The sequence below is a fragment of the Pseudomonas sp. CIP-10 genome (genome assembly GCF_020911845.1).
In the GTDB taxonomy this organism is placed as follows: domain Bacteria; phylum Pseudomonadota; class Gammaproteobacteria; order Pseudomonadales; family Pseudomonadaceae; genus Aquipseudomonas; species Aquipseudomonas alloputida.
The window spans coordinates 5535101-5561156 of the sequence record NZ_CP087160.1 but is presented as its reverse complement, the minus strand read 5'-3'; the positions used below and the strand labels follow the sequence as shown (position 1 = coordinate 5561156).

The window sequence follows — 26056 nt, the reverse complement described above, 5'->3', positions numbered from 1 at the left end:
AGGGGCGCCAGAACAGCTGAATCAGTCGGCCAGGTCCTGCTCCTCGATGGTCAGGTTGTGGTTGGTGAACACGCAGATGTCGCCGGCGATGTTCAGGGCGGTCTCGGCGATTTCGCGGGCCGAGAGGTCGGTCTTGTTCAGCAGGGCACGGGCTGCGGCCTGGGCATAGGCGCCGCCGGAACCCATGGCGATCAGGCCATCTTCGGGTTCGACCACGTCACCGTTGCCGGTGATGATCAGGGATGCATCCTTGTTGGCCACGGCCAGCATGGCTTCCAGGCGGCTCAGGGAGCGGTCGGTACGCCATTCCTTGGCCAGCTCGACGGCGGCGCGTACCAGGTGGCCCTGGTGTTTTTCCAGCTGACCTTCAAAGCGCTCGAACAGGGTGAAGGCGTCGGCAGTGGCGCCGGCGAAGCCCGCGATGACCTGGCCGTGGTACAGGCGGCGCACCTTCTTGGCGTTGCCTTTCATCACGGTGTTGCCAAGGGATACCTGGCCGTCGCCGCCCATGACGACTTTGCCGTTACGGCGGACAGAAACGATTGTGGTCAAGGGGAGAGTCTCCACGCAGCGGGGCGAAAGTGCCTGATGCAGACTCATATGGGGGTGGGGGGAAGGATTTCAACCGGGGGGGATGAATGGTTGGTGCAGGCTAAAGGTTGCAGGCGGTCAATGTGTGGCGGCCTTGCGTCGCGAAAGGGCCGCGCAGCGGCCCCAGGATCTCGGCATCATGCATAGATTGCAGGGGCCGCTTTGCGGCCCTATCGCGACACAAGGCCGCTCCCACAGGCGTTACTCATGCCTCGTGGCAGATGTGCCCATCGACCAAGGTATAACGCACCGCACCTGGCAGGCAGTGGCCGATGAACGGGCAGTTCTCGCCACGGGAGAACCATTGTTCGCCAGCAACGGTGGACGCTTGCGGGTCGAACAGCACCAGGTCGGCCGCGCCACCCACTTTCAGCTCCCCAGCCGGCAGGCGCAGGGCGGCAGCCGGGCCGCTGCTCAGGCGGGCCAGCAAGGTCGGCAGGTCGAGCAGGCCGTCTTGCACCAGGGTCATGGCCAGTGGCAGCAGCAACTCGACGCTGCTGATACCCGGCTCGGTGGCGCCGAACGGGGCCAGCTTGGCGTCGCGCTCGTGCGGCTGGTGGTGGCTGGAGATGGCCTGGATCACCCCCGACTTCACCGCCTCGCGCAATCCGTCACGGTCGGCAGCGGTGCGCAGCGGCGGCTGCACGTGGTACAGGCTGGAGAACTCGCGCAGCGACTCGTCCGTGAGGATCAGCTGGTACAGCGCTACATCGGCGGTCACAGGCAGGCCCAAGGCCTGGGCCTGGGCGATCAGCCGCGCGCCACGGGCGCTGGTGATCTGGCTGAAGTGCGCACGCACACCGCTCTGTTCCACCAGCAGCAGGTTGCGCGCCAGGGCCACGGTTTCGGCGCTCTCCGGGATGCCCGGCAGGCCGAGGAAGCTGGCCATGGCACCTTCGTGGGCCAGGCCGCCCTGGGCCAGGTCGCGGTCCTGGGAGTGGAACACCACCGTCAGGTCGAAGGTGGCGGCATACTCCAGGGCGCGGGCCAGGGTACGGTTGTTGGGGATTTCCTTCAGGCCGTTGCCAAACGCTACGCAACCGGTGTCACGCAGGGCCACCAGTTCGGCCAGTTGCTCGCCCTCCAGGCCCTTGGTCAGGGCGCCGACCGGGTAGACCTTGCTGTTGGCGGCTTCACGGGCGCGGTCAAGAATAAGTTCGGCTACCGCCGAGGTGTCCAGCACCGGCTTGGTCTGTGGCGGGCAGCACAGGCTGGTGACACCGCCGGCAACGGCAGCGCGGGTTTCACTGGCGATGTTGCCTTTGCGGCTGTAACCCGGCTCGCGCAGGGACACGCCCAGGTCGACCAGGCCGGGCGCAGCGACCAGGCCATCAGCCTGGATCGTGCGGCTGGCGCTGAAACCGGCCGGTGCGGCGCCGATGGCGACAATGCGGCCGCCGTCCAGGTGCAGGTCGGTGACCTGGTCCAGGCCGCTGTTGGGGTCGATCACCCGGGCGCCAAGAATACTGATGGTCACTGGGCGTTCTCCTGGTCCAATTGACGTTGCGCGTTCTGCCCGCTCATGGCCATGGACAGCACGGCCATGCGCACGGCGATACCGTAGGTGACCTGGTTGAGGATCACCGAGTGCTTGCCATCGGCTACCGCCGACTCGATTTCTACGCCACGGTTGATCGGGCCCGGGTGCATGACGATGGCGTCAGGCTTGGCCCCGGCCAGGCGCGCGGTCGTCAGGCCGAACAGGCGGTAGAACTCGCCTTCACTGGGCAGCAGGCCACCGGCCATGCGCTCACGCTGCAGGCGCAGCATGATCACCACGTCGACGTCTTTCAGGCCTTCGGCGAGGTCGGTGTAGACCTTTACGCCGTACTGCTCGATACCGATCGGGATCAGGGTTTTCGGCCCGATCACACGGATGTCCGGGCAACCCAGCGCTTTGAGCGCGAGCATGTCGGAACGGGCCACACGCGAGTGCAGGATGTCGCCGACGATCGCCACGGACAGGTTTTCGAAGCTGCCTTTGTGACGGCGGATGGTGAGCATGTCGAGCATGCCCTGGGTAGGGTGCGCGTGGCGGCCGTCACCGCCGTTGATCACGGCCACTTCCGGGCACACGTGCTCGGCGATGAAGTGCGCGGCGCCGGAGTCGGAGTGGCGTACGACGAACATGTCGGCGGCCATGGCTTCGAGGTTGCGCAGGGTGTCGAACAGGGTTTCGCCCTTGCTGGTCGAGGAGGTCGACACGTTCAGGCTGATCACGTCGGCCGACAGGCGCTGGGCTGCCAGTTCGAAGGTGGTACGGGTACGGGTCGAGTTCTCGAAGAACACGTTGCACACAGTCTTGCCGCGCAGCAACGGGACTTTTTTCACAGCCCGGGCACCGACTTCCAGGAAGGAGTCGGCGGTGTCGAGGATCTCGGTGAGCAGTTCGCGAGGCAAACCGTCAAGCGAGAGGAAGTGGCGCAGCTGGCCCTGATCATTGAGCTGCAGCGGGCGCTTGGCGTCGATTGGCGTCATCGCGGGGGACTCTTAAAGGGCGGAAGCGGAGGCGAGGTCCTGGCGCTCGAGGGCGAGCGGTGCGGGTCCGGTCAATTTTACCCGTTCATGGGCGCCCAGCGACAGGGTGGCGCCGAGCACGTTCGGGCGAATCGGCAGTTCGCCGGCATCCAGGTCCAGCAGGCAGACCAGGGTGACGCTGGCCGGGCGGCCGTAATCGAACAGTTCGTTGAGCGCCGCGCGGATGGTACGACCGCTCATCAGCACGTCATCCACCAGCACCAGGTGCTGGCCTTCGACTTCGAACGGCAACTCGGACGGGCGCACTTGTGGGTGCAGGCCGTTCTGGCTGAAGTCGTCGCGGTAGAACGACACGTCCAGGGTGCCCATTGGGCTGGTGTCGCCCATGGCATCCTGCAGGGCCTGGGCAACCCAGACGCCGCCGGTGCGGATACCGATGTAACGGGGCTCGGTGATTGCCCGGCGCGCCAGGTGGGCACGAAGGTCGACAGCCATCTGCCGGATCAGCTCGGCGGGATTGGGTAGGCTCATTGCGGGCTCCTTGGAAGGGGGCGCCGGGTGGACCCGGCGGCAAAGATGATCAGGTATTGGCCTCCAGCCAGCCTTGCAGCAGCAAGGCAGCGGCAATGGCATCGACCGGATTGTCGCGGTAGCTGCCACGCTGGCCGCCACGGGCCATGCGCTCGCCTTTGGCCTCGAAGGTGGTCAGGCGCTCGTCGTGCGTGTGCACGGGCAGGTTGAAGCGGCCGTTCAGGCGGCGGGCGAACTTTTCGGCGCGGGCGCTCATCTCGCTGGGCGTACCGTCCATGTTCAGCGGCAGGCCTACGACAATGGCATCTGGCTTCCATTCGGCAATCAGCTTTTCCACCTGGGCCCAGTCCGGTACGCCGTTCTGCGCCTTCAGGGTGCACAGTTCGCGGGCCTGGCCGGTAATCACCTGGCCGACGGCCACGCCGATCTGTTTGCTGCCATAGTCGAAGCCCAGCAGCAGGCGTAGATCAGCCATCAGGCGTGGCCCGCCTGGCTGGTCAGCAGGTGCAGGTTGATCCCCAGGCTGGCGGCCGCAGCCTCAAGGCGCAGGTCGCTGGCCATGCCGAAGACGATTTCCGGGTCGAACGGGCAGTTCAGCCAGGCGTTGTCGGCCAGTTCCGCTTCCAGTTGGCCCGCTTCCCAACCGGCATAGCCCAAGGTGATCAGGCTCTGTTTCGGGCCCACACCGGCGGCGATAGCCAGCAATATGTCCTGTGACGTGGTCAGCGACAGCCCTTCCAGCGCCACGCTGGCCTGGAAACTGCACTCGCTGCTGTGCAGCACGAAGCCGCGGTCGGTTTGTACCGGGCCACCCTGGTAGATCGGCACCTGCAAGGTGCTGGCCGGCGGCGTTTCGTCCGGGCGCAGTTGCTCGAGGATGTCGGCCAGGCTCAGTTCCTGTGGTCGGTTGACCACCAGGCCCATGGCGCCATGCTCATTGTGCTCGACGATATACGTGAGGGTCTGGGCGAAGTTCGGATCGGCCATGTGCGGCATGGCGATCAGGAACTGGTGCTTGAGGTAGCTGGGTGCGAGGGTTTTCATGGGGGATAGTGTGGCGCCAGGTGGCGAGACTGACAAGGTGCGGATTTGTGTCGTCAGGTTGGCGCTTGGCTTGAGGTTTTTGGCGCTTTTGAGATCGAGCGCCGCCCGCGCGGCGCTCGATATCCGCGCTAGCACGCACCGAAAGCCCTACACCAAGGCTGAACTCAATTACTGGACAAACGGTCCCCACGGGCAAAGCGCCAGGTGCGGATGATCTCCAGCCGGTCGAACTCGGCCAGATCACCGGTAAACGGTGCAAAAGGCGCGGCCAGCCGCACGATGCGCTGCGCCGCCTGATCCAGCACGGGCTGCCCGGACGATTCCAGCACCAGCACCTCGTACAGCGAGCCATCGCGGTTGATCGACACCATCATGCGCAAGTTGCCGTAGATCTGCTGTCGGCGTGCTTCATCGGGGTAGTTGAGGTTACCCACGCGCTCGACCTTCTTGCGCCACTCTTCCTTGTACCAGGCGCCCTTGTCGCGCATGGTCGACGCGGCGTTCAGGCGATGGATGCGCGGGCGCTTGGCGTACATCTGCTGTTCGTTGGACAGCTCCGCTTCCAGGCTGGCGATCTGGCTGGACAACTGCGAGCTGTCGAAGTCCGGCGTCGGTGTGGCTGGCTTGGGCTGTGCTTTGCTTTCCTTGGGTTTGGGTTCGACCTTGTGCGGCTTGGGCGCAGTAGTCACCACCGCCGACTTTTTCGGGGTAGGGGGTGGTACCACCTCGGGCCTGGCCGCAGGCGGTGGGGTGATTTTGTTGATCTTGCTGTCCTGGAACGGCGCCAGCTCGGTGGTCTTGGGCACCGCTTTCTTGTCCAGGGTGCCGCTGCCTTGCTGGTTGTCCTGGGCCTGGAAGTCAGCCTTCTCGGGCGGTTTCTCGCTCTTGAAGGTGGCCAGGGTGATGTCCATGGTGTGGCGGATTTCGGCAGGCTTGACCACGGTGAAGCCGACGCCAAGGATCAGCGCCAGGTGCACCAGCGCAGCCAGGAACAGGGTGAAGCCAAGCCGGTCCGCAGGGCGAACACGGGGAGGCAGCAGGTCGGCAGGGACGTCAGCGGGCAGCGTCATCAGGTATCCAGCAACCGCAGGGCGGGGCAGCAGCTCAGTCGAATAGGACCGGCATCATACCCCACTCTACGGCTTTACTTCGCGTTGGCTGTCAGCGTGCTTTGAGCTTGCGATCAATGGCATCCATCAGCTTGCCACCGATATCGGTGTTGTAGGCGGCATCGATCTCGCGGATACAGGTGGGGCTGGTGACGTTGATTTCGGTGAGGTAGTCGCCGATCACGTCCAGGCCAACGAACAGCAGGCCCTTCTCGCGCAGCGTCGGGCCGACCTGGGCGGCGATCCAGCGGTCGCGCTCGGTCAGTGGGCGGGCTTCGCCACGCCCGCCCGCGGCCAGGTTGCCACGGGTTTCGCCGCTGGCCGGAATGCGTGCCAGGCAATAGTCCACTGGCTCGCCATCGATCATCAGGATGCGCTTGTCGCCGTCCTTGATTGCCGGCAGGTAGGCTTGGGCCATGATCTGCTGGGTGCCCAGTGCGGTCAGGGTTTCCAGGATCACCGACAGGTTGGGGTCGCCCGCCCGGTGACGGAAGATCGACGTACCGCCCATGCCATCCAGTGGCTTGAGGATCACGTCGGCATGCTTGGCGGTGAATTCGCGAAGGATGTCCGGGCGGCGGCTGACCAGGGTCGGGGTGGTGCATTGCGGGAACAGCGTGGCGAACATCTTCTCGTTGCAGTCGCGCAGGCTTTGCGGGCGGTTTACCACCAGTACGCCGTCGTTCTCGGCTTGTTCCAGCAGGTAAGTGCTGTAGACGAACTCCATGTCGAAGGGCGGGTCCTTGCGCATCAGGATCACGTCCAGCTCGGCCAGCGGGCTGTCCTGCTCCTCGCCCAGTTCGAACCAGCGTGCAGGGTCGGCAAACACCGTCAGCGGGCGCATGCGGGCGCGGGCCTTGCCTTCGCCCTGGTACAGGTCTTGCTGTTCCATGTAGAACAAGCTCCAGCCGCGTGCCTGGGCGGCCAGCAGCATGGCCAGCGAGCTGTCCTTCTTGTAGGAGATGGACGCGATGGGGTCCATTACAATGCCGAGGCGAACGCTCATGGGGGGTCCTCTTGGCGGCAGGTGGCCGCGGTGGATCGAAAGAAAAGTGGCTCAGGGTGGCGCCGGGAACGCCGCCGGTCAAGGGGCGCGGCAGATGGAATGGCCACCCGGAGTGTGCTAAAAATGCAGCTGCAAGCCTTGAGCTACAAGCCTCAAGAAAAGAGCATCCATGCGCCGAGCTGCTTTCTTGCAGCTTGCCGCTGCAACTTGCGGCTTCAATCCTATTGGTAGGCGTCTATGGAACAACCCCTGAAGGTGATGGTGATCGACGATTCCCGCACGATCCGCCGCACCGCGCAGATGTTGCTCGGTGAAGCGGGCTGCGAGGTAATCACCGCCAGCGATGGCTTCGATGCCCTGGCCAAGATCGTCGACCATCAGCCCAGCATCATTTTTGTCGATGTGCTGATGCCACGCCTGGACGGCTACCAGACCTGCGCGGTTATCAAGCACAACAGTGCCTTCAAGGACACCCCGGTTATCCTGCTGTCGTCCCGCGATGGGCTGTTCGACAAGGCCCGCGGCCGGGTGGTCGGTTCCGATCAGTTCCTGACCAAACCGTTCAGCAAGGAAGAACTGCTCGATGCGATCCGCGCCCATGTGCCCGGGTTCGCCACACCTCAACAACACGCACCCTGACCGAGCCCCGCCATGGCGCGGTCCTACTTTCCTGATGGGGAAACAGCATGGCCCGAGTTCTGATTGTCGACGACTCGCCGACAGAGATGTACAGATTGACCGAATGGCTGGAAAAGCACGGCTACCAGGTGCTCAAGGCCAGCAACGGTGCCGACGGCGTGGCCCTGGCCCGGCAGGACAAGCCCGACGCGGTGCTGATGGACATTGTCATGCCTGGCATGAACGGCTTCCAGGCCACCCGCCAGCTCAGCAAGGACCCGGAAACCAGCGCTATTCCAGTGATCGTGGTAACCACCAAGGACCAGGAAACCGACCGTATCTGGGCCACGCGCCAGGGTGCCCGTGACTTCCTGACCAAACCGGTGGAAGAGGAGGCGCTGATCGCCAAGCTCAAAGAAGTGCTGGGGGCTTGACCACCCGCCCGCAAGGCGCGTCGCTGACCGCCTTTGAGTTATTGCTGGACATCGACCGGCGCTGCCGCCTGCTGGTCGCCGACCAGCCGCCGCAGGACAACCGCGTGCAGCAGTGGAGCGGCATTGGCTTTCGCATTGCCGGGCAGTGGTTCGTCGCGCCCATGGGCGAAGTGGCCGAGGTGCTGCGCGAACCGCGCAGTAGCCGCGTCCCCGGCGTGCAGCCGTGGGTGTGCGGGGTGGCCAACCTGCGTGGCCGGCTGTTGCCGGTGATGGACCTGAGCTGCTTCTTCGGCCTGGGCCACGCGGCACCGGGCAAGCAGCGGCGAGTACTGGTGCTGGATCACGACGACCTGTTCGTCGGCTTGCTGGTCGACGAGGTGCTGGGCCTTCAGCACTTTGCCCTCGACAGCCTGCAGCTGTCGCCGCCGCAGCCTCTGATCCTTGCCGCTGCGCGCTTTGTGCAGGGGTATTTTCCGCGTGAACGTAACTGGGCGATCTTCAGCCCCTTTGCCTTGGCCCAGGCGCCAGGCTTTCTCGATGTGGCGTTATAGGACCTGCGAACGTGAACAAGCCTGCCACCCCCGTCACTGCCACCACCGTGAGCCCACGTACCCGCAGCATCGCGCAGATCACCGTGCTGTTCCTGATCCTGATCCTTTCGATCATCTTGCTGTTCGCCAACTTTGCTTACCTGAATACCCAATCCAACTACGACAAGCAGTACATCGGCCATGCCGGCGAGCTGCGCGTGCTGTCGCAGCGTATCGCCAAGAACGCCACCGAGGCGGCCACCGGCAAGGCCCTGGCTTTCAAGCTGCTGTCGGATGCACGCAATGATTTCGAACGACGCTGGGGCTACCTGCGCCAGGGTGACAAGTCCACTGGCCTGCCGCCTGCGCCACCTTCGGTGCGTGACGAGATGGAATCGGTACGCCGCGACTGGGAAAACCTGCGCAAGAACACCGACATCATCCTGGCCAGCGAGCAGACCGTGCTGTCGCTGCACCAGGTGGCAGCGACCCTGGCCGAGACCGTGCCGCAGTTGCAGGTGGAATACGAAAAAGTGGTCGAGATCCTGCTGCAGAGCGGTGCCCCGGCCAATCAGGTTGCGGTGGCCCAGCGCCAGCTGTTGCTGGCCGAACGCATCCTTGGCTCGGTCAACACCGTGCTGGCCGGTGACGACAGCGCCGCCCAGGCGGCCGATGCCTTCGGCCGTGACGCCGGGCGCTTTGGCCAGGTGCTGGAGGGCATGCTCAATGGCAATGCGACAATCCAGATAACCCGCGTCGAGGACGCCGACGCGCGTGCGCGGCTGGCCGAAATCGCCGAGTTGTTCCAGTTTGTTGCCGGTTCGGTGGATGAAATCCTCGAAACCTCGCCCGAACTGTTCCGTGTGCGGGAGGCTGCGGGCAACATCTTCAGCCTTTCGCAAACCCTGCTCGACGAAGCGTCGCACCTGGCGAACGGTTTCGAGAACCTGGCTGGCGGGCGCACCCTCGACACCGTTGGCGGCTATGCCCTGGGGCTGCTGGCGCTGGCCTCGATCATCCTCATCGGCCTGGTCATGGTGCGCACCACCAACCGCCAACTGCGCGAGACCGCAGAAAAGAACGAACGCAACCAGCAGGCCATCATGCGCCTGCTCGACGAAATCGAAGAGCTGGCAGATGGCGACCTGACGGTGACCGTATCGGTGACTGAAGACTTTACCGGCGCCATTGCCGACTCGATCAACTATTCCGTGGACCAGTTGCGCGACCTGGTCGCCACCATCAACCACAGTGCAATGCAGGTCGCTGCCGCCGTGCAGGACACGCAGAACACTGCGCGGCAGCTGGCCAAGGCCTCCGAGCACCAGGCTGCACAGATCAGCGAGGCGTCCGAGGCGGTGGGTGACATGGTCGAGTCGATCGATCGGGTTTCGGCGCATGCTTACGAATCGGCCAAGGTGGCCGAGCGTTCGGTGGCCATCGCCAACAAGGGCAACGAGGTGGTGCACAACACCATCAACGGCATGGACAACATTCGCGAGCAGATCCAGGACACCGCCAAGCGGATCAAGCGTCTGGGCGAGTCCTCCCAGGAAATCGGCGACATCGTCAGCCTGATCGACGACATTGCCGACCAGACCAACATTCTTGCCCTGAACGCCGCTATCCAGGCCTCGCTGGCCGGTGAGGCCGGCCGCGGATTTGCCGTGGTTGCCGACGAGGTGCAGCGCCTGGCTGAGCGCTCATCGTCTGCCACCCGCCAGATCGAGGCGCTGGTGCGTACCATCCAGGCCGATACCAACGAAGCGGTGATCTCCATGGAGCAGACCACTGCCGAAGTGGTGCGTGGTGCACGCCTGGCCCAGGATGCCGGGGTGGCGCTGGCCGAGATCGAAGGGGTATCGCAGAACCTCGCCGACCTTATCCACAGCATCTCCGACGCTGCCCAGTTGCAGACCTCGTCGGCCGGGCAGATCTCCCACACCATGGCGGTGATCCAGCAGATTACCGCGCAAACCTCTGCCGGCTCCGGTGCCACCGCCGACAGCATCCGCCACTTGGCCCGCATGGCCAGCGAGATGCGCCGTTCGGTGTCCGGTTTCACCCTGCCACCACCGACCGAGCCGCGTTAAGGAATAGTGACCATGGCTTCTGCAGTAAGCCCCGAGCGTCACGAAACAGTGGCGCTGGCCTGGACCAAGGCCGCCATCCTCGATTGCCTGGGCCAGGCACGGCAGGCGCTGGAGCGCTTTGCCGGCGAGACGGGTGACCTGTCGATGATGGCTTTCGTGGTCGACAACCTGCACCAGGTGCACGGCTGCCTGCGCATGCTCGAACTGCGCGGCGCCACGCGCCTGGCCGAGGAGTTGGAGCTGTTCGCCAAGGCATTGGCCGACGGCCAGGTCAGCCCCCGGGGTGATTGCCTGGGCGCATTGTTCCGCGGCCTGGAGCAGTTGCCCTCGTACCTGGAGCGGTTGCGCGGTGCCCGCCACGACCTGCCACTGGTCATGCTGCCGTTGCTCAACCAGCTGCGTGCCTGCCGTGGGGAGGAACCGCTGGCCCAGGCCAGCCTGATGACCGGTGCCGCCCAACGCTTTGCGGGTGACGATGACCTTGCCAACCTCGACCTGTCGCTGGGCAACTGGCGTGACCAGCTGCAGGCCGGGTCGGGGCGCGATGCGCTGCGTTCGGTGGTGACTGCACTGTGCGACGACTTGATGCGCATCAAGGAGCGCCTGGACCAGTACGGCCGCGGCGACCGTCAGCACAGCGAGCAGCTCGATGCGCTGCTGGCACCGTTGCGCCACGTGGCTGACACCCTGGCGGTACTGGGCTTTCAGCAACCGCGGCGTGTGATCATCGACCAGGTGTTGGCGTTGCAGGCATTGGCTCAGGGCGAGCGGGCGGTGGACGACGCGGTGTTGATGGACGTGGCGGGGGCCCTGCTGTACGTGGAGGCCTCCCTGAACGGCATGGTCGGCCCTTTGGAGGAAAGCGGCCAAGGCAGCCTGCCAGGCTCGGACCTGGCGGAGATACGCCAGCTGGTGCTGCATGAAGCGCTGAACGTGTTGCAGCAGGCCAAGGATCTGATCGGCGATTACCTGGAGTCCGACTGGCCCCGGCAACGCCTGCAACCCTTGCCGGGGCTGTTGCAGCAGATCCGCGGGGCACTGGCCATGTTGATGCTGCCCGCCGTGGCCGAGCTGTTTGTCGGCTGCGTAAGCTATGTGCAGCGTTGGTTGCAGCACCTGGAGGAAGAGCCGCCGGTTGATGAGCTGACGCACTTGGCTGAGGCGCTGAGCGCTGCCGAATGCTACCTGCAATGGCGGGCAGCCGACCCGCTGGCCGATGGCCAACCCTTTATCGAGATGGCGCGGGCCAGCTTGGCGGCGCTGGGTGTGCAGTGCGCGGTGGTTGGGGCCAGCGCAGACCTGGACGGCAGTGGCGACGGCATCGATGACGAGCTTCGCGAGGTGTTCCTTGATGAAGCGGGCGAGCTGCTGCCGGAAATCGAGCGCCACTGGCTGCGCTGGCGTGCCGACAACCAGCAGCGCGAGGCGCTGGGCGAAGTGCGTCGCGCGCTGCATACACTCAAAGGCAGCGGCCGCATGGTGCATGCCGAGGCGGTGGCTGAACTGGCCTGGGGCGCCGAGCACCTGCTGAACCGGATGCTCGAGGGCCGCAGCGTGCTCAGCCCGGAAGGGGTTGTAGCGCTGCAGCAGGTGTTCGTTCACCTGCCTGACCTGTTGGCCGACTTTGCCGCCGGCCAGTTGCCGCAACTGACTGAAATCGAGCAATTGGCCGGGCACCTGCACAGCCTGGCCGAAAACGATGCCCCGGCGGCTGCCGGTGTCGATGGCCTCGATCCGCAGTTGCTGGGCATTTTTCGTACCGAGGCGCAGGGCCATCTGGCCAGCCTTGAGGTTTATCTGCAAAGCGCCGGCGGCCACGACACGCCGGTCAGTGATGACTTGCAGCGTGCCTTGCACACACTCAAAGGCAGTGCCGCCATGGCCGGTGTGATGCCTGTCGCCGAACTGGCCACCGCCTTCGACCGCCTGGCCCGTGAATACAAGGGCCATCAACTGCCACTGCAAATGGCCGAGATGGAGTGGCTGGAAGCTGCGCGGTCGTTGTTCCATCTGGGCTTGGCGCAACTCGATAGCACGCCCCTGGCCGCCATTCCCGGTGCCGCGGAACTGATCGAGCAGGTGGGCCAGGCCGTGGACGGCCGCCTGGCCAGTCTGCATGAAGACTCGCACCCTGCCGGCCGCAGCAAGCGTGATCCGCAGTTGATCGCCAGCTTCCTGGCGCAGGCCATGGACATTCTGCTCGATGCAGAGACGTTGTTGTCGCGCTGGCAGCAACAGCCCGGCCAGCGTGACGCACTGGATAACCTGCTCGACCAGATGACCACCCTGGGGCACGCTGCGCACCTGGCCGACCTGTGGCAGATGGATGAGGTGTGCGAGGCGTTGCTGGACCTGTATGGCGCGGTGGAGGAGGGCAGCCTGCCTGCCGATTCCCGCTTCTTCAGCCAGGCCCAGCGGGCCCATGAGGCCTTGCTGGACATGCTGGACGAGGTGGCGGCCGGGCAGGATATTCCACCGCGCCCGGAGCTGGTCGACAGCCTGCGCAACCTGCTGGACCAGGCCCTGGCGCCGGATGCCACCGGCCTGGTGGGCATCGACACGGTCACACCGCTGCACCCGGACATGGACCTGGCCGATACCTTGGGGCTGCCACACCCGCCGTTGCAGCCGCAGGTGGCAGAGCCGCTTGCCGAGGCGCCGGAAAGCCCCGGCGAAGAGCTGCTGGAAGTGTTCCTGGAAGAAAGCTCGGACATCGTCGAGAGCGCCGCGGCGGCGCTGGCGCGCTGGCAGGCCGACCCGCGCAGCAGCGTCGAGGTGGACAACCTGATGCGCGACCTGCACACCCTCAAAGGCGTGGCGCGCATGGTCGAAATCACCCCGATCGGCGACCTGGCCCACGAACTGGAGTTCCTCTACGAGCTGTTGGCTGCGGGTAGATTGCCGCCAAGCGCGCCACTGTTCGCACTGCTGCAGAACTGCCACGACCGGCTGGCGCATATGCTTGACGCTGTGCGCCTGGGGCAGCCGCTGCATGCCGCCACGGCGCTGATCGACTACATTCGCAACTTCAGCAGCGCCGCACTGACAGACACTGCCGCAGGCCAGGGGCCGCCAGAAGCTGCAACCGCCGAAGTTCCGGCAGCAGCACCAGAGCGGGCACCGGGTGACATGGTCAAGGTCGACGCCGAGCTGCTCGACGACCTGGGTAATCTGGCCGGCGAGCACTCGATCATCCGGGGGCGCATCGAGCAGCAGGTCAACGACGCGCAGTTCGCCCTCAACGAGATGGAAACCACACTCGAGCGCATGCGTGATCAGTTGCTGCGTCTGGATGTCGAGACCCAGGGGCGAATCTCCAGCCGGCAGCAGTTCGAAGGCGATGCCTATGACGACTTCGACCCGCTGGAAATGGACCGCCACTCCCAGCTGCAGCAGCTGTCACGGGCCCTCTTCGAGTCTGCCTCGGACCTGCTGGACCTGAAGGAGACCCTGGCTCAGCGCGCTCAGGAGGCCTACAGCCTGCTACAGCAGCAGGCGCGGGTGAACAGCCAGTTGCAGGAGGGCCTGACTGCCACCCTGATGGTGCCGTTCGAGCGCCTGGTGCCGCGCTTGCAGCGCGTGGTGCGGCAGGTGGCCAGCGAGCTGGGCAAGCAGGTGGAACTGGTGGTTGGCAATGCCGAGGGCGAACTGGACCGCAGCGTGCTGGAACGTATGGTGGCGCCGCTGGAGCATATGCTGCGCAACGCCGTTGACCACGGCCTGGAAAGCCGCGCAATGCGCCTGGCCGCCGGCAAGCCGGAGCAGGGCACCATTCACTTGAATTTGCTGCATGAGGGCGCCGATATCGTCATCGAAATGACGGATGATGGTGCTGGTGTGCCACTGGAAGCGGTGCGGCGCAAGGCCATCAAGCGCGGCCTATTGGACCCGCAGGCGCAGTTGAGTGACCACGAGATCCTGCAGTTCATCCTGCGGCCAGGCTTTTCCACCGCCGAAAAGATTACCCAGATTTCCGGGCGTGGGCTGGGCATGGATGTGGTGCACGAGGAGGTCAAGCAACTGGGTGGCTCGATGAGTATCGAGTCGGCGCCGGGCAAGGGGGCGCGTTTCCTGATCCGCCTGCCGTTCACCGTGTCGATCAACCGTGCGCTGATGGTGCACCTGGGCGAAGAGCAATACGCTATTCCGCTCAATACCATCGAGGGCATTGTCCGCGTCCCACCTGCCGAGCTTGCGGCGTGCTACCAGCTGGACTCGCCGCGCTATGTCTATGCCGGCCACGAATACGAGCTGCGCTACCTGGGCGAGTTGCTGCAAGGCCTGCCGCGCCCGGCGCTGCTGGGGCAAAGTGTGCCGTTGCCGGTGCTGCTGGTGCATTCCAAGGAGCAGTCGTTCGCCATCCAGGCCGACAACCTGTCGCCCAGCCGTGAGATCGTGGTGAAAAGCCTGGGGCCGCAGTTTGCCGCGGTTGCCGGGTTATCGGGGGCGACACTGCTGGGCGATGGCCGGGTGGTACTGATTCTTGACCTGCTGGGCCAGCTGCGCGGCCAGCAGCGACGGCTGGCCCGCCTGCCCGGAGGCGGTAGCCAACGCCAGTTGCTTGGCCCGGCACCGCGCCGTGCCTTGCTGGTGATGGTGGTGGACGATTCGGTAACCGTACGCAAGGTCACCAGCCGCCTGCTGGAGCGCCACGGCATGAGCGTGCTCACGGCCAAGGATGGCGTCGATGCCATGGCCCTGCTGGAAGAGCACCGGCCCGACGTGTTGTTGCTGGACATCGAAATGCCGCGCATGGACGGCTTCGAGGTGGCCACACGCATCCGCCGTGACGCACGGTTGAAAGACTTGCCGATCATCATGATCACCTCGCGTACCGGGCAGAAGCACCGGGACCGCGCCATGGCCATCGGCGTCAACGAATACCTGGGCAAGCCGTACCAGGAGTCGCTGCTGTTGCAGAGCATCGCCCATTGGAGCCAGGCCCATGCTTGAACTGATTTCCGGCCAGCGCAGCAGCCTGACCGGGCTGTTGCTACCGTTGGGTGACCGCACGCTGGTGTTGCCCAACGTGGCGGTGGCCGAGTTGAGCGGGCAGCGTAACCTGGTGTGCCAGCATGGCGACCCCGCCTGGCACCTGGGGTGGATTGACTGGCGTCAGCAACGCCTGCCGTTGATCGGTTTCGAGGCCGCGTGCGGTGGTGAGACGCCGTGCGGGGAGCGGGCTCGCGTGGTGGTGCTCAATGCTTTGGGCGATACCGGCTTGCGGTACCTGGCGCTGTTGCTGCAGGACATTCCGCGCTCGTGCAAGCTCGACAGCCAGCTGAACTACGTGGATGTGGCGCTGGGCAGGTTGGAGCTGGCGGCGGTGCAGGTGGGTGAGCAGGTAGCGCGGGTGCCGGACCTGGTCGCCTTGGAAAGGCTGGTGCGTGACGCGGATCTGCAACCTGATCTTGGTTAGGATGTGAGGCGCAGGGCCTGGTCGTCTGGGGTGGGGATTTGTGTCGCGATAGGGCTGCGCAGCAGCCCCGGCGGTTCATGCTGTGGCAATGACAACCTGGGGCCGCTTCGCGCCCCTTTCGCGACACAAGGCCCCACAAAGAGCGAAGCCATCAACATCACAACAGGAACCCAGCCCACCTCAGGAGGTCTGTGTTTGCATGTATTACGGTGAACGCTTCAACGCCTGGACCCACCTGGTCGGTGCCGTCCTCGCTGCTATTGGTGCCATCTGGCTGATCGTGGCTGCGGGCCTGCAAGGCGACCCGTGGAAGATCGTCAGCTTCTCCATCTACGGCGGCACGCTGCTGTTGCTGTACAGCATTTCCACCCTGTACCACAGCACCCGTGGGCGGGCGAAAGTGATCATGCGCAAGCTCGACCACCTGTCGATCTATCTGCTGATTGCCGGCAGCTACACGCCGTTTTGCCTGGTCAGCCTGCGCGGCCCTTGGGGATGGAGCCTGTTCGGCGTGGTCTGGGGGCTGGCGATCATCGGCATGTTGCAAGAGATCAAGCCGCGCTCCGAGGCGCGGATCCTTTCGATCATCATCTATGCGGTAATGGGCTGGATCGTGCTGGTGGCAGTCAAGCCGCTGCTGAACTCGCTGGGCACTGCAGGCTTCGCCTGGCTGGCTGCCGGCGGCGTGTTCTACACCGTCGGCATCATTTTCTTCGCCTTCGACAGCCGTTTCCGCCACTGGCATGGCATCTGGCACCTGTTCGTCATCGCTGGCAGCCTGATGCACTTCGTGGCGGTGTCGCTCTACGTGCGCTAGTTAAAAGTCGCCCCACAACTGCTGTGCCACCGACAGCGCCACCACCGGCGCGGTCTCGGTGCGCAGCACGCGCGGGCCAAGGCGTGCTGCGTGGAAGCCGGCGGCTTTGGCCTGCTCGACCTCGGCTTCGCTAAGGCCGCCTTCGGGGCCGATCACGAAGGCCAGGGTGGCGGGCTTTTCATGGCTGGTGAGCGGCTCGGCCACCGGGTGCAGGACCAGCTTCAGGTCAGCCTTGGTGCTGCTCAACCATTCGGCCAGGGTCACGGGTGGATGGATGACGGGCAAGGTAGAACGCCCGCATTGTTCACAGGCGCTGATCGCCACTTGGCGCCAGTGGGCCAGGCGCTTGTCGGCGCGCTCGTCTTTCAGGCGCACTTCGCAGCGCTCGCTGACGATCGGAGTGATTTCGTTGGCACCAAGCTCGGTGGCCTTCTGGATCGCCCAGTCCATGCGCTCGCCACGGGAAAGGCCCTGGCCCAGGTGCACATGCAGCGGTGAATCGGCCTGGCCGGCAAAGGCCTGGTCAAGGCTGACGCGGACAGTTTTCTTGCCCACCTCGAGCAACTGACCACGGTATTCCTGGCCGCTGCCATCGAACAGCTGCACGGCGTCGCCGGGTGCCATGCGCAGCACGCGGCCAATGTAATGGGCCTGGGCCTCGGGCAGGTCGTGCTCGCCAAGGCTCAGGGGGGCGTCGATGAAGAAGCGGGACAGTCTCATGGGTTTGCTCGGTAAATAGAGAGACGCAGATCCCCTGTGGGAGCGGGCGTGCCCGCGAATCAGGCGCCGCGGTGCCTGGCAAGGGCTTCGCCCTTGTTCGCGGGCTCGCCCGCTCCCACAGGAAAAGTGGTGTGGCGAATTGCCGGGCCTAGCCCGGGTCGCGGAAGTCGGGGTGGAAGTTGGCCGGCACTGCGACACTGATGCTGTCGCGGGTGGCGATATCAATGCCTTCGCTGGCCACTTCGGCAAGGAAGTCGATCTGCTCGGGGGTGATCACGTACGGCGGCAGGAAGTACACCACGCTGCCCAGCGGTCGCAGCAGGGCGCCGCGGGTCAGGGCGTGCTCGAACACCTTCAGGCCACGGCGCTCCTGCCAGGGGTAGGCCACCTTGCCTGCCTTGTCTTGAACCATTTCGATGGCCAGGGCCATGCCAGTCTGGCGTATTTCGGCAACATGAGCATGATCGGCCAAATGTGCAGTGGCTGTGGCCATGCGCGTGGCCAGGGCCTTGTTGGCCTCGATCACGTTGTCCTGCTCGAAGATATCCAGGGTCGCCAGCGCTGCAGCGCACGCCAGCGGGTTGCCGGTGTAGCTGTGCGAGTGCAGGAACGCGCGCAGTGTCGGGTAGTCGTCGTAGAACGCCTGGTACACCTTGTCGGTGGTCAGGCAGGCGGCCAGCGGCAGGTAGCCGCCGGTCAGGGCCTTGGACAGGCACAGGAAATCCGGGCGGATGCCGGCTTGCTCGCAGGCGAACATCGTGCCGGTGCGGCCGAAGCCCACGGCGATCTCGTCATGGATCAGATGCACGTCGTAGCGGTCGCAGGCCTCGCGCAACAACTTGAGGTACACCGGGTGGTACATGCGCATGCCACCGGCACCCTGTATCAGCGGCTCGACGATCACGGCGCTGATCGAGGCGTGGTGTTCGGCCAGGGTCTGCTCCATGGCCTGGAACATGTTGCGCGAGTGCTCTTCCCAGCTCATGCCCTCGGGGCGCAGGTAGCAGTCAGGGCTTGGCACCTTGAGGGTGTCGAGCAGCAGCGCCTTGTAGGTTTCGGTGAACAGCGGCACATCACCCACCGACATGGCGGCAATGGTTTCGCCGTGATAGCTGTTGGTCAGGGTGACGAAGCGCTTCTTGTCCGGTTTGCCGATGTTCTGCCAGTAGTGGAAGCTCATCTTCAGCGCCACCTCGATGCACGACGAGCCATTGTCGGCATAGAACACCCGGTCGAGACCGGCCGGGGTCATGGCGACCAGGCGCTCGGACAGCTCGATCACTGGCTGATGACTGAAACCGGCCAGGATCACGTGCTCGAGCTGGTCGACCTGGTCCTTGATGCGCTGGTTGATGCGCGGGTTGGCATGGCCGAACACGTTGACCCACCAACTGCTCACCGCATCCAGATAGCGTTTGCCCTCGAAGTCTTCCAGCCACACGCCTTCGCCGCGCTTGATCGGGATCAGCGGCAGCTGCTCGTGGTCTTTCATCTGGGTACAGGGGTGCCACAGGACCTTGAGGTCGCGTTGCATCCACTGATCATTGAGGCCCATGGGCACTTCTCCTGGCTTTGCGGCGTGGTTCGACCGCGTAAGCCTAAGCAATGCCGCAGGGCAGGACAACCGCTGCCGTTCAATGGCGGTGGGTGCCGGTCCATTCCAGCTTGCGGATATGCACGGTGCCGGCGTGCGAGGTGGAGATGGTCAGGCGCCGAAAGGGGCCGTCAATCACCTGGTAGTAGGGGTGTGTAGCGATCGGGCCCGGGCGAGCGTCCCGGAAGCCGCTACCTTCGAGGGTGAGCCAGTAAAAAATGCGAGGGGATGGCGCAACCAGGTCATAGTCGATGTTCTCGGCATCGAACAACATGTGCAGGTCTTCGCTCAGAAAGTCGCTGACTACGTAGTATTCCAGCCGCAGGGACTCGACCTCTTGAGCGAACGCAATCGAAATTTCGCTGTGTTCACCAATGACCAGCTCGGTACCGTCCTCGCCCTTGAAGGCTTCGTGAAAGCCGATCCAGGACGTGCTGCTGGCGTGGAAGCTCAGGCCTGAGGCTGTGCGAAGTGTCTGCCTGTGTAACAGAAGCTGCCGCTCCACTTGGTTGAAACGCTCCTCGAAGATCATGCGCAGCCCCCCCTGGCGGGCTTTTGGCCATCTTCGCCAGCTTCGCCTACCACCCTGTGACGTGGCTACTGGCAAAAATGTCAGTTGCCAAAAGGACTTGATGTCACTGCGCTGGCAGGGTGACCGGACCTGACGTATTCTTAACGCATCTTCCCGGGGCATTCCTGCCTCTCCCCGTTTCTGTAACCTCTGACTCGGAGTTCGCCGACATGGCTGCTGCTTGGGTGCGCCTGTGCGCGTTGGTATTGATTGGTGTGTCCAGCGGCGCTGCGCTGGCAAAAGACAAGACGCCCACGGCGATTGTCGTGGGGGGTGGCCTGGCAGGCCTGACGGCAGCCTACGAGCTGCAGAACAAAGGCTGGCAGGTGACCCTGCTGGAGGCCAAGGCGGGCATGGGCGGGCGTTCGGGCCTGGCCACCAGCGAGTGGATCGGCAACGCCAAGGCACAGCCGGTGCTCAACCAGTACCTCGACCGTTTCAAGCTTGAAACACTGCCGGCGCCCGAGTTCGTGCGTACCCCGGGTTACTTGATTGACGGCGAATACTTCAGCGCCAGCGACCTGGCCACCAAGCAACCGGCCACTGCTGAGGCGCTCAAGCGTTACGAGAAAACCCTTGATGACCTGGCCCGTTCGATCGATGACCCGCTGAACCCGCAGGCAACCAGCACGCTGTTCGCCCTTGACCAGATCAACGTCTCCACCTGGCTGGACAAACTGCAACTGCCGGCCACCGCCCGTCAGTTGATCAATCAGCAGATCCGCACCCGCTACGATGAACCGTCGCGCCTGTCGCTGCTGTACTTCGCCCAGCAGAACCGCGTGTACCGCGGCGTCAGCGACCGCGACCTGCGCGCCGCGCGCCTGCCCGGTGGCAGCCCGGTGCTGGCCCAGGCTTTCGTCAAGCAGTTGAAAACCATCAAGACCAGCTCGCCGGTTACCGCCATTGTCCAGGACAAGGATGGTGTCACGGTAAAAGTCGGCAGCGTCGGCTACAAGGCGGATTATCTGGTCATGGCTGTGCCCCTGCGCGCGCTGGCCAAGATTCAGATGACCCCTGGCCTGGACAGCCAACACCTGGCGGCGCTCAAGGGCACCAACTATGGTTGGCGCGACCAGATCATGCTCAAGTTCAAGAAACCCGTATGGGAAAGCCGCGCACGCATGTCGGGCGAAATCTTCAGTAACGCCGGCCTCGGCATGCTGTGGGTCGAACCGGCGCTCAAGGGTGGTGCCAATGTGGTGATCAACCTGTCCGGCGATAACGCTCGCCTGCTGCAGGCGTTTGGTGAAAAGCAGATGGTCGACCAGGTGTTGATCCGTCTGCATGCGTTCTACCCACAGGCCCGTGGTGCTTTCACCGGTTACGAGGTCAAGCGATACAGCGCGGACGCTGGCACGGGTGGTGCCTACCTGGCCTACGGTCCGGGGCAGATCAGCAAATACTGGCGCCTGTGGGAACGTCCGGTGCAGCGCATTACCTTTGCCGGTGAGCACACGGATGCCCTGTATCCGGGCACTCTGGAAGGCGCCCTGCGCAGTGGCCAGCGTGCGGCCAGCCAGGCACAGGACCTGTTGGCCGGCAAGTCGTTCGACCCGGCCAAGGCGCTGCCGGTTGCGGCGGCGGCAGGTGCGGTGGCCGCCAAGGAGAGCAAGGGCGGATTCTTCTCCAATATGTTCGGCGGTTCGTCCGACAAGGGCGACAAAGCTGACAAGGCGCCGGCCAAAGCTGAACCTAAGCAGGCCGAAGAGGCCAAGCAGGACAAGCCAGGCTTCTTCAAGCGCCTGTTTGGCGGGGCGGAAACGCCAGAGGTGAAGGCTGAGCCAATAGCCAAGGCTGAGGAGGTGGCGCCTGCACCTGCGCCCGCTCCACAGGCGGCTCCGGCTCCTGCCGCGCCTGCGCCTGTAGCCAAGGAAGCGGCCGCCAAGCCTGCGGCAACCAAAGCCGCTCCCGCCAAGCATGCGCCCGCGCACAAGCCAGCCCACAAGCCTGCCGAGACGAAGAAGGCGACAGCCAAGTCGGAGCCTGCGAAGAAGGCTGTAACCAATACCCAGGCCAAGGCGGGCTGATCGATCGACAGTGTCGGCCTGTTCGCAGCCTAAGGGCCGACACTGCAACCCGAACTCTCCGACTATCGTTAATGTTTTCTTAATGGTCAGCTAACAGAATAAATATCGGATTCCTCGATAATCCAAAGCAATTTTTTCCGCTTTTCTTCGATACGTTACGCGTTAGTCTGTGCATAGCTTTCACGGGGAAACACGCAACATGCAACTGCGCAATTCACCTTCTCGCTACGGCGTGGTCAGCATCATCCTGCACTGGGGCGTAGCACTCGCAGTCTTCGGCCTGTTCGGCCTGGGCCTGTGGATGGTCGGCCTCGACTACTACAGCCCATGGCGCAAAGCTGGCCCGGACCTGCACAAGAGCATCGGCCTGGTGCTGCTGGCGGTGATGCTGCTGCGGGTAGTCTGGCGTTTCATCAGCCCGCCACCACCGGCACCCACCAACCACGGCGCAATCACACGCCTGGCGGCCAAGCTGGGCCACCTGGCCCTGTACCTTGGTCTGTTTGCGGTGATGGCTGCCGGTTACCTGATTTCCACCGCCGACGGCGTCGGCATTCCGGTGTTCGGCCTGTTCGAAGTGCCGGCACTGATCAGCGACCTGCCTGACCAGGCAGATATGGCGGGTGTGGTTCATTTGTGGCTGGCTTGGGGGCTGGTGATTTTTGCCGTGCTGCATGCCCTTGCCGCGCTCAAGCATCATTTCATCGACCGTGACGCGACCCTGACTCGCATGCTGGGCCGCAAAGCTTGACTCTCAACCTCAATTACACAGGAAGGAACAGGATGTTGAAAAAGACTTTTGCCGCTCTGGCGCTCGGTACCGCTCTGCTCTCTGCTGGCCAGGCCATGGCTGCCGAGTACAAGATCGACAAGGAAGGCCAGCACGCGTTCGTTGACTGGAAAATCAGCCACCTGGGCTACAGCTTCATCCACGGTACTTTCAAGGATTTCGACGGCAACTTCAGCTGGGACAGTGCCAAGCCTGAAGCCAGCAAGATTAGCGTCGACTTGAAAACTGCCAGCCTGTGGTCGAACCACGCCGAGCGTGACAAGCACATCGCCAGCGCCGACTTCCTCGACGTGAAGAAGTACCCGGACGCCAAATTCGTCTCCACCAGCGTCAAGTCGACTGGCGACAAGACGGCTGACGTGACCGGCGACCTGACCATGCACGGTGTCACCAAACCGGTGACGTTCAAGGCTACCTTCAACGGTGAAGGCAAGGACCCATGGGGTGGTGAGCGCGCTGGCTTCAACGCCACCACCACGCTGAACCTGAACGACTTCGGCATCAAAGGCCCAGGTGCTACTTCGCAGACCCTGGACCTGGATATCAGTGTCGAAGGTGGGAAGCAGAAGTAATTTCTGCCAGCTGAAAACCGAGGGGGCCGCTTTGCGGCCCTATCACGACACAAGGCCGCTCCTGCAGAGATCAAGAAATTCTCTGCAGGAGCGGCCTTGTGTCGTGATAGGGCCGCGAAGCAGCCCCCTCGGTACTTCTATCAGCCCTTGCGGGTCAGCAGCGCTGGGCGCTCACCGCGTGGGCGGCTTGGCAGGTCATCCAGTTGCTCAGGCGTCGGGAAGCGGTCCAGTTTGGACTCCTTGCGAATGATCACTGGCTGTTTTTCCGGCTGACGCGGGTTGCGCACGGCCGGCTCTTGCCGGGCAGCATCGTCACGCGCGGGGCGACCACGGCCACCGCCGCCATCACGACGGGCACCGCCACCGTTGTTGGCACGGGGCGGGCGTTTCTCTCCGCCGGCACTGCCACCACTGCGTGGCTGGCCGCCATTGCGGGCTTGGCCTTGGCCGCCAGCGTTGCTGCGTTGACCATTGCCTTGCCCCTGACCTTGGCCAGCACCACCTGGGCGACGGTTGCGGCCCTGGTTCTTGCCCTGGTACGGACTGACATAGTCGGCGCGGTTACCGAAGTTATCGACTTCGTCGTCCAGGAACTCTTCCGGGTCGCGGTCTGCTGGCGGTTTCGGCACGCCGTTATTGCTGGCCTGCTGTGGGCGTGGCTTCTTGTCACGCGGCTTGCGCGGCTGCTGCTGCTTGTCGCCGCTCTTTTCCTTGTCGTCCGGCTTGGCCGCAGCTGGCTGCCTGGCTTTGCCTTTGTCCTTGCCTTTGTCCTTGCGGCCGCCGTTGCTGTCTTTGGCACCTTCGCCGCGGGCTTGCTGGTTGCGGCCACCGCGGCCGTTGTTTTGCGGGCGCTCGCGTGTTTCAGGCTTCTCGGCTTCGACCTGGCTGGCGTCGAAGCCCATCAGGTCGCCATCCGCGATGCGCTGCTTGGTCACCCGCTCGATGCTCTTGAGCAGCTTTTCTTCATCTGGTGCGACCAGGGAAATAGCTTCGCCCGAACGACCGGCACGGCCGGTACGGCCAATGCGGTGGACGTAGTCTTCCTCGACATTCGGCAGCTCGAAGTTGACAACGTGGGGCAACTGGTCGATGTCCAGGCCGCGGGCAGCGATGTCGGTGGCGACCAGTACGCGCACGCTGTTGGCCTTGAAATCGGCCAAAGCCTTGGTGCGGGCGTTCTGGCTCTTGTTGCCGTGGATCGCGGCGGCGGTCAGGCCTTGCTTTTCCAGGTACTCGGCCAGGCGGTTGGCACCGTGCTTGGTTCGGGTGAACACCAACACCTGTTCCCAGGCGCCCAAGGTGATCAGGTGCGCCAGCAGGGCACGCTTGTGGCTGGCAGGCAGCCGGTACACCCGCTGCTCGATACGCTCGACGGTGGTGTTCGGCGGGGTGACCTCGATACGCTCCGGGTTGTGCAGGAGCTTGTCGGCGAGGTCGGTGATGTCCTTGGAGAAGGTGGCCGAGAACAGCAGGTTCTGCCGCTTGGCCGGCAGGCGGGCGAGCACCTTCTTGACGTCGTGGATGAAGCCCATGTCGAGCATGCGATCGGCTTCATCAAGTACCAGGATTTCCACGTGGGCCAGGTCGACCTTGCCTTGGCCGGCCAGGTCGAGCAGGCGGCCTGGGCAGGCGACCAGCACATCAACGCCTTTGGCAATGGCCTGGATCTGCGGGTTCATGCCAACGCCGCCGAAGATGCAGGCGCTGACCAGTGGCAGGTCACGGGCATAGACCTTGAAACTGTCATGCACCTGGGCTGCCAGTTCGCGGGTCGGTGTCAGGACCAGTACGCGAGGCTGGCGTGGGCCGTGGCGCTGCGATTTGTCGGGATGGCCGGCCGGGAACAGGCGCTCGAGAATCGGCAGGGCGAAGCCGCCGGTTTTACCCGTACCTGTCTGTGCGGCAACCATCAGGTCGCGGCCTTGCAACACGGCGGGAATGGCCCGCTGTTGCACGGGGGTCGGCTGGGTGTAGCCCGCAGCCTCGATAGCGCGGACAAGAGCCTCGGAGAGACCGAGGGAAGCAAAGGACATGGGCGATCCTGTTCTCGTGTGGGCTGGGCCCGTTGGGATGTTCTGCCTGGCGCGACGGGCATCGGTGAAATGCGATCGCGTCCGGTCCAGCTGGGCTTTCACTGCACATCCGGGAAACGGAGGCTGGACGCGAAGGGGCGTCGGTGCCGATCGGGATGCCTGTTGCGAGGCCGAGCGTCCGGGCGTGAGCCGGGCGGGAAGGCCCGAGTATAACAGAGCTATCGCGCTGTGCTGCTTTCCTGCTGCTCAACGGCGTTGAGAATGTTTCCAGTGTCGCTTGTATAGCGGTTGCTGATCGCTGCATAGGCCGGTTCCTGCTTGAACCGCTGCAGCTCTTCGGCAAAGGCCACGGCCAGTGCCTCGCGCCCAGGCTTGCGCACCAGGCCCAAATACTGCGCCTGGCGGCTGACCACCAGCGGCAGTTCTTCGACTTGCTGTTGCAGGCCGAGCTGGCGGAGCAGGTAATGCCCGACCCTGCGGTCGGTGATCGCCAGGTCGATACGGCCCAGCACCAGCTTGCCGAAGTTGGCTTCGTGGGTGGGTGCGGCTTCGCGCTTGAAGTGCGGGGCCTCGGTGAACGCTTTACCGTAGGTGTAGCCGGGCGATGTGCCGACGGTGAGGCCGGCGAGGTCGTCCAGGTGGGTGACGGCATGGCGGCGCGAGCGGCTTTGGAACAGGACGAATTCGACCTCCGACATAGGTTCGGAGCCATACACCATGTAGGGTTGGCGCGCGTCCGTCTGGAAGATGTCGAGAATGCCATCGGCCAGGCCCTGCTCAGCCATCGCCAAGCAGCGCTTCCAAGGCAGGAATTGCCACTCCACTTCGACGCCGAGGCGTGCGAAGACCTGGCTGGCGACTTCGTAGTCGATGCCGCGCGGTTGGCCGTTGTGCTGAAACACATAAGGTGCCCAGTCGTCGGTTACCAGGCGCAAGCGTTCGCCCAGAGCCAACGGGCTCAGGCAAACGAGCAGGAGGATCCAGAACAGACGGGCGATATGTGGCATGGCCGGAGATTACGCGCTCGGCCGGTGTACGGTAAAGGCATGCACGATTGTTGTGGGAGCGGGCGTGCC

The 26056-nt window shown here is 64.2% G+C and carries 23 protein-coding genes; 10 read left to right on the top strand and 13 right to left on the bottom strand.

All coding sequences use genetic code 11. The annotated features are described in order from the left end of the window. Positions 1-21: 21 nt before the first annotated feature. From hslV to gshB, 8 genes are all read right to left on the bottom strand, one after another. The gene (gene hslV / locus LMH93_RS25075) at positions 22-552 is read right to left on the bottom strand and encodes an ATP-dependent protease subunit HslV (RefSeq protein WP_003249309.1); all 531 of its coding nucleotides are present in this window, start codon (positions 550-552) and stop codon (positions 22-24) included. A gap of 244 nt (positions 553-796) precedes the next feature. Continuing rightward, entirely contained in the window at positions 797-2068 is a 1272-nt protein-coding gene (locus tag LMH93_RS25070; protein ID WP_010955564.1) for a dihydroorotase, read from the bottom strand. Beyond that, positions 2065-3069, bottom strand: coding sequence for an aspartate carbamoyltransferase catalytic subunit (locus tag LMH93_RS25065; protein ID WP_003249311.1), 1005 nt, complete (start codon positions 3067-3069; stop codon positions 2065-2067). The genes LMH93_RS25070 and LMH93_RS25065 overlap by 4 nt, the downstream gene beginning before the upstream one ends. Positions 3070-3081: 12 nt before the next feature. Further along, complete coding sequence (gene pyrR, locus LMH93_RS25060; RefSeq protein ID WP_003249313.1) at positions 3082-3600, bottom strand: bifunctional pyr operon transcriptional regulator/uracil phosphoribosyltransferase PyrR; 519 nt, start codon at positions 3598-3600, stop codon at positions 3082-3084. Positions 3601-3649: 49 nt separating this feature from the next. Continuing rightward, complete coding sequence (gene ruvX / locus LMH93_RS25055; protein WP_010955563.1) at positions 3650-4075, bottom strand: Holliday junction resolvase RuvX; 426 nt, start codon at positions 4073-4075, stop codon at positions 3650-3652. After that, positions 4075-4644: a YqgE/AlgH family protein gene (locus LMH93_RS25050; RefSeq protein ID WP_003249318.1), complete on the bottom strand. Its 570-nt coding sequence runs from the start codon at positions 4642-4644 to the stop codon at positions 4075-4077. Before LMH93_RS25050 ends, ruvX begins: the two co-directional genes overlap by 1 nt. Positions 4645-4808: 164 nt before the next feature. Next, on the bottom strand, positions 4809-5714 hold the full coding sequence (locus LMH93_RS25045; protein ID WP_003249319.1) for an energy transducer TonB: 906 nt from the start codon (positions 5712-5714) through the stop codon (positions 4809-4811). Between the two features lie 91 nt (positions 5715-5805). After that, complete coding sequence (gshB, locus tag LMH93_RS25040; RefSeq protein WP_003249322.1) at positions 5806-6759, bottom strand: glutathione synthase; 954 nt, start codon at positions 6757-6759, stop codon at positions 5806-5808. 237 nt (positions 6760-6996) lie between these two features. On the opposite strand from gshB, the gene LMH93_RS25035 reads away from it, so the two are divergent. The 7 genes from LMH93_RS25035 (at position 6997) to trhA (ending at position 16670) form a co-directional block, all read left to right on the top strand. Then, positions 6997-7398, top strand: a complete 402-nt coding sequence (locus LMH93_RS25035) for a response regulator (RefSeq protein ID WP_003249324.1) — start codon at positions 6997-6999, stop codon at positions 7396-7398. 47 nt (positions 7399-7445) lie between these two features. Next, positions 7446-7811, top strand: a complete 366-nt coding sequence (gene pilH, locus LMH93_RS25030) for a twitching motility response regulator PilH (RefSeq protein ID WP_014592657.1) — start codon at positions 7446-7448, stop codon at positions 7809-7811. After that, positions 7808-8362, top strand: a complete 555-nt coding sequence (locus LMH93_RS25025; RefSeq protein WP_003249330.1) for a chemotaxis protein CheW — start codon at positions 7808-7810, stop codon at positions 8360-8362. Before pilH ends, LMH93_RS25025 begins: the two co-directional genes overlap by 4 nt. A gap of 47 nt (positions 8363-8409) precedes the next feature. Next, entirely contained in the window at positions 8410-10434 is a 2025-nt protein-coding gene (locus LMH93_RS25020; protein WP_223817433.1) for a methyl-accepting chemotaxis protein, read from the top strand. A 12-nt stretch (positions 10435-10446) separates the two neighbouring features. Next, on the top strand, positions 10447-15387 hold the full coding sequence (locus LMH93_RS25015; protein WP_230064714.1) for a hybrid sensor histidine kinase/response regulator: 4941 nt from the start codon (positions 10447-10449) through the stop codon (positions 15385-15387). Further along, entirely contained in the window at positions 15380-15853 is a 474-nt protein-coding gene (locus LMH93_RS25010; protein ID WP_003249336.1) for a chemotaxis protein CheW, read from the top strand. Before LMH93_RS25015 ends, LMH93_RS25010 begins: the two co-directional genes overlap by 8 nt. Positions 15854-16052: 199 nt before the next feature. Continuing rightward, positions 16053-16670 carry a PAQR family membrane homeostasis protein TrhA gene (gene trhA, locus LMH93_RS25005; protein ID WP_010955556.1) on the top strand — a complete coding sequence of 206 codons (618 nt, stop codon included), beginning with the start codon at positions 16053-16055 and terminating at the stop codon, positions 16668-16670. On the opposite strand, the gene LMH93_RS25000 is transcribed toward trhA, so the two are convergent. The 3 genes from LMH93_RS25000 to LMH93_RS24990 form a co-directional block, all read right to left on the bottom strand. Then, positions 16671-17390 (bottom strand): 16S rRNA (uracil(1498)-N(3))-methyltransferase, encoded by a 720-nt coding sequence (locus LMH93_RS25000; protein WP_019436737.1) that lies wholly within the window; start codon positions 17388-17390, stop codon positions 16671-16673. It lies immediately after the preceding gene. A 148-nt stretch (positions 17391-17538) separates the two neighbouring features. Then, entirely contained in the window at positions 17539-18945 is a 1407-nt protein-coding gene (locus tag LMH93_RS24995) for an adenosylmethionine--8-amino-7-oxononanoate transaminase (protein ID WP_004576720.1), read from the bottom strand. 79 nt (positions 18946-19024) lie between these two features. Beyond that, positions 19025-19516, bottom strand: coding sequence for a hypothetical protein (locus tag LMH93_RS24990; RefSeq protein WP_003249344.1), 492 nt, complete (start codon positions 19514-19516; stop codon positions 19025-19027). A gap of 209 nt (positions 19517-19725) precedes the next feature. Here LMH93_RS24990 and LMH93_RS24985 point away from each other — a divergent pair, with 209 nt between their 5' ends. The 3 genes from LMH93_RS24985 (at position 19726) to LMH93_RS24975 (ending at position 22947) form a co-directional block, all read left to right on the top strand. Beyond that, entirely contained in the window at positions 19726-21585 is a 1860-nt protein-coding gene (locus tag LMH93_RS24985; protein WP_070095391.1) for a flavin monoamine oxidase family protein, read from the top strand. A 199-nt stretch (positions 21586-21784) separates the two neighbouring features. Beyond that, positions 21785-22336, top strand: coding sequence for a cytochrome b (locus LMH93_RS24980; RefSeq protein WP_230064713.1), 552 nt, complete (start codon positions 21785-21787; stop codon positions 22334-22336). 32 nt (positions 22337-22368) lie between these two features. After that, a complete protein-coding gene (locus LMH93_RS24975; RefSeq protein WP_230064712.1) occupies positions 22369-22947 on the top strand; it encodes a YceI family protein in 579 nt (192 codons plus the stop codon). A 140-nt stretch (positions 22948-23087) separates the two neighbouring features. Here the strand turns inward: LMH93_RS24975 and LMH93_RS24970 are convergent, their stop codons facing one another. Beyond that, positions 23088-24980: a DEAD/DEAH box helicase gene (locus LMH93_RS24970; RefSeq protein ID WP_003249352.1), complete on the bottom strand. Its 1893-nt coding sequence runs from the start codon at positions 24978-24980 to the stop codon at positions 23088-23090. Positions 24981-25198: 218 nt separating this feature from the next. Next, a complete protein-coding gene (locus LMH93_RS24965; RefSeq protein WP_003249354.1) occupies positions 25199-25987 on the bottom strand; it encodes a substrate-binding periplasmic protein in 789 nt (262 codons plus the stop codon). Between the last annotated feature and the right edge of the window lie 69 nt (positions 25988-26056).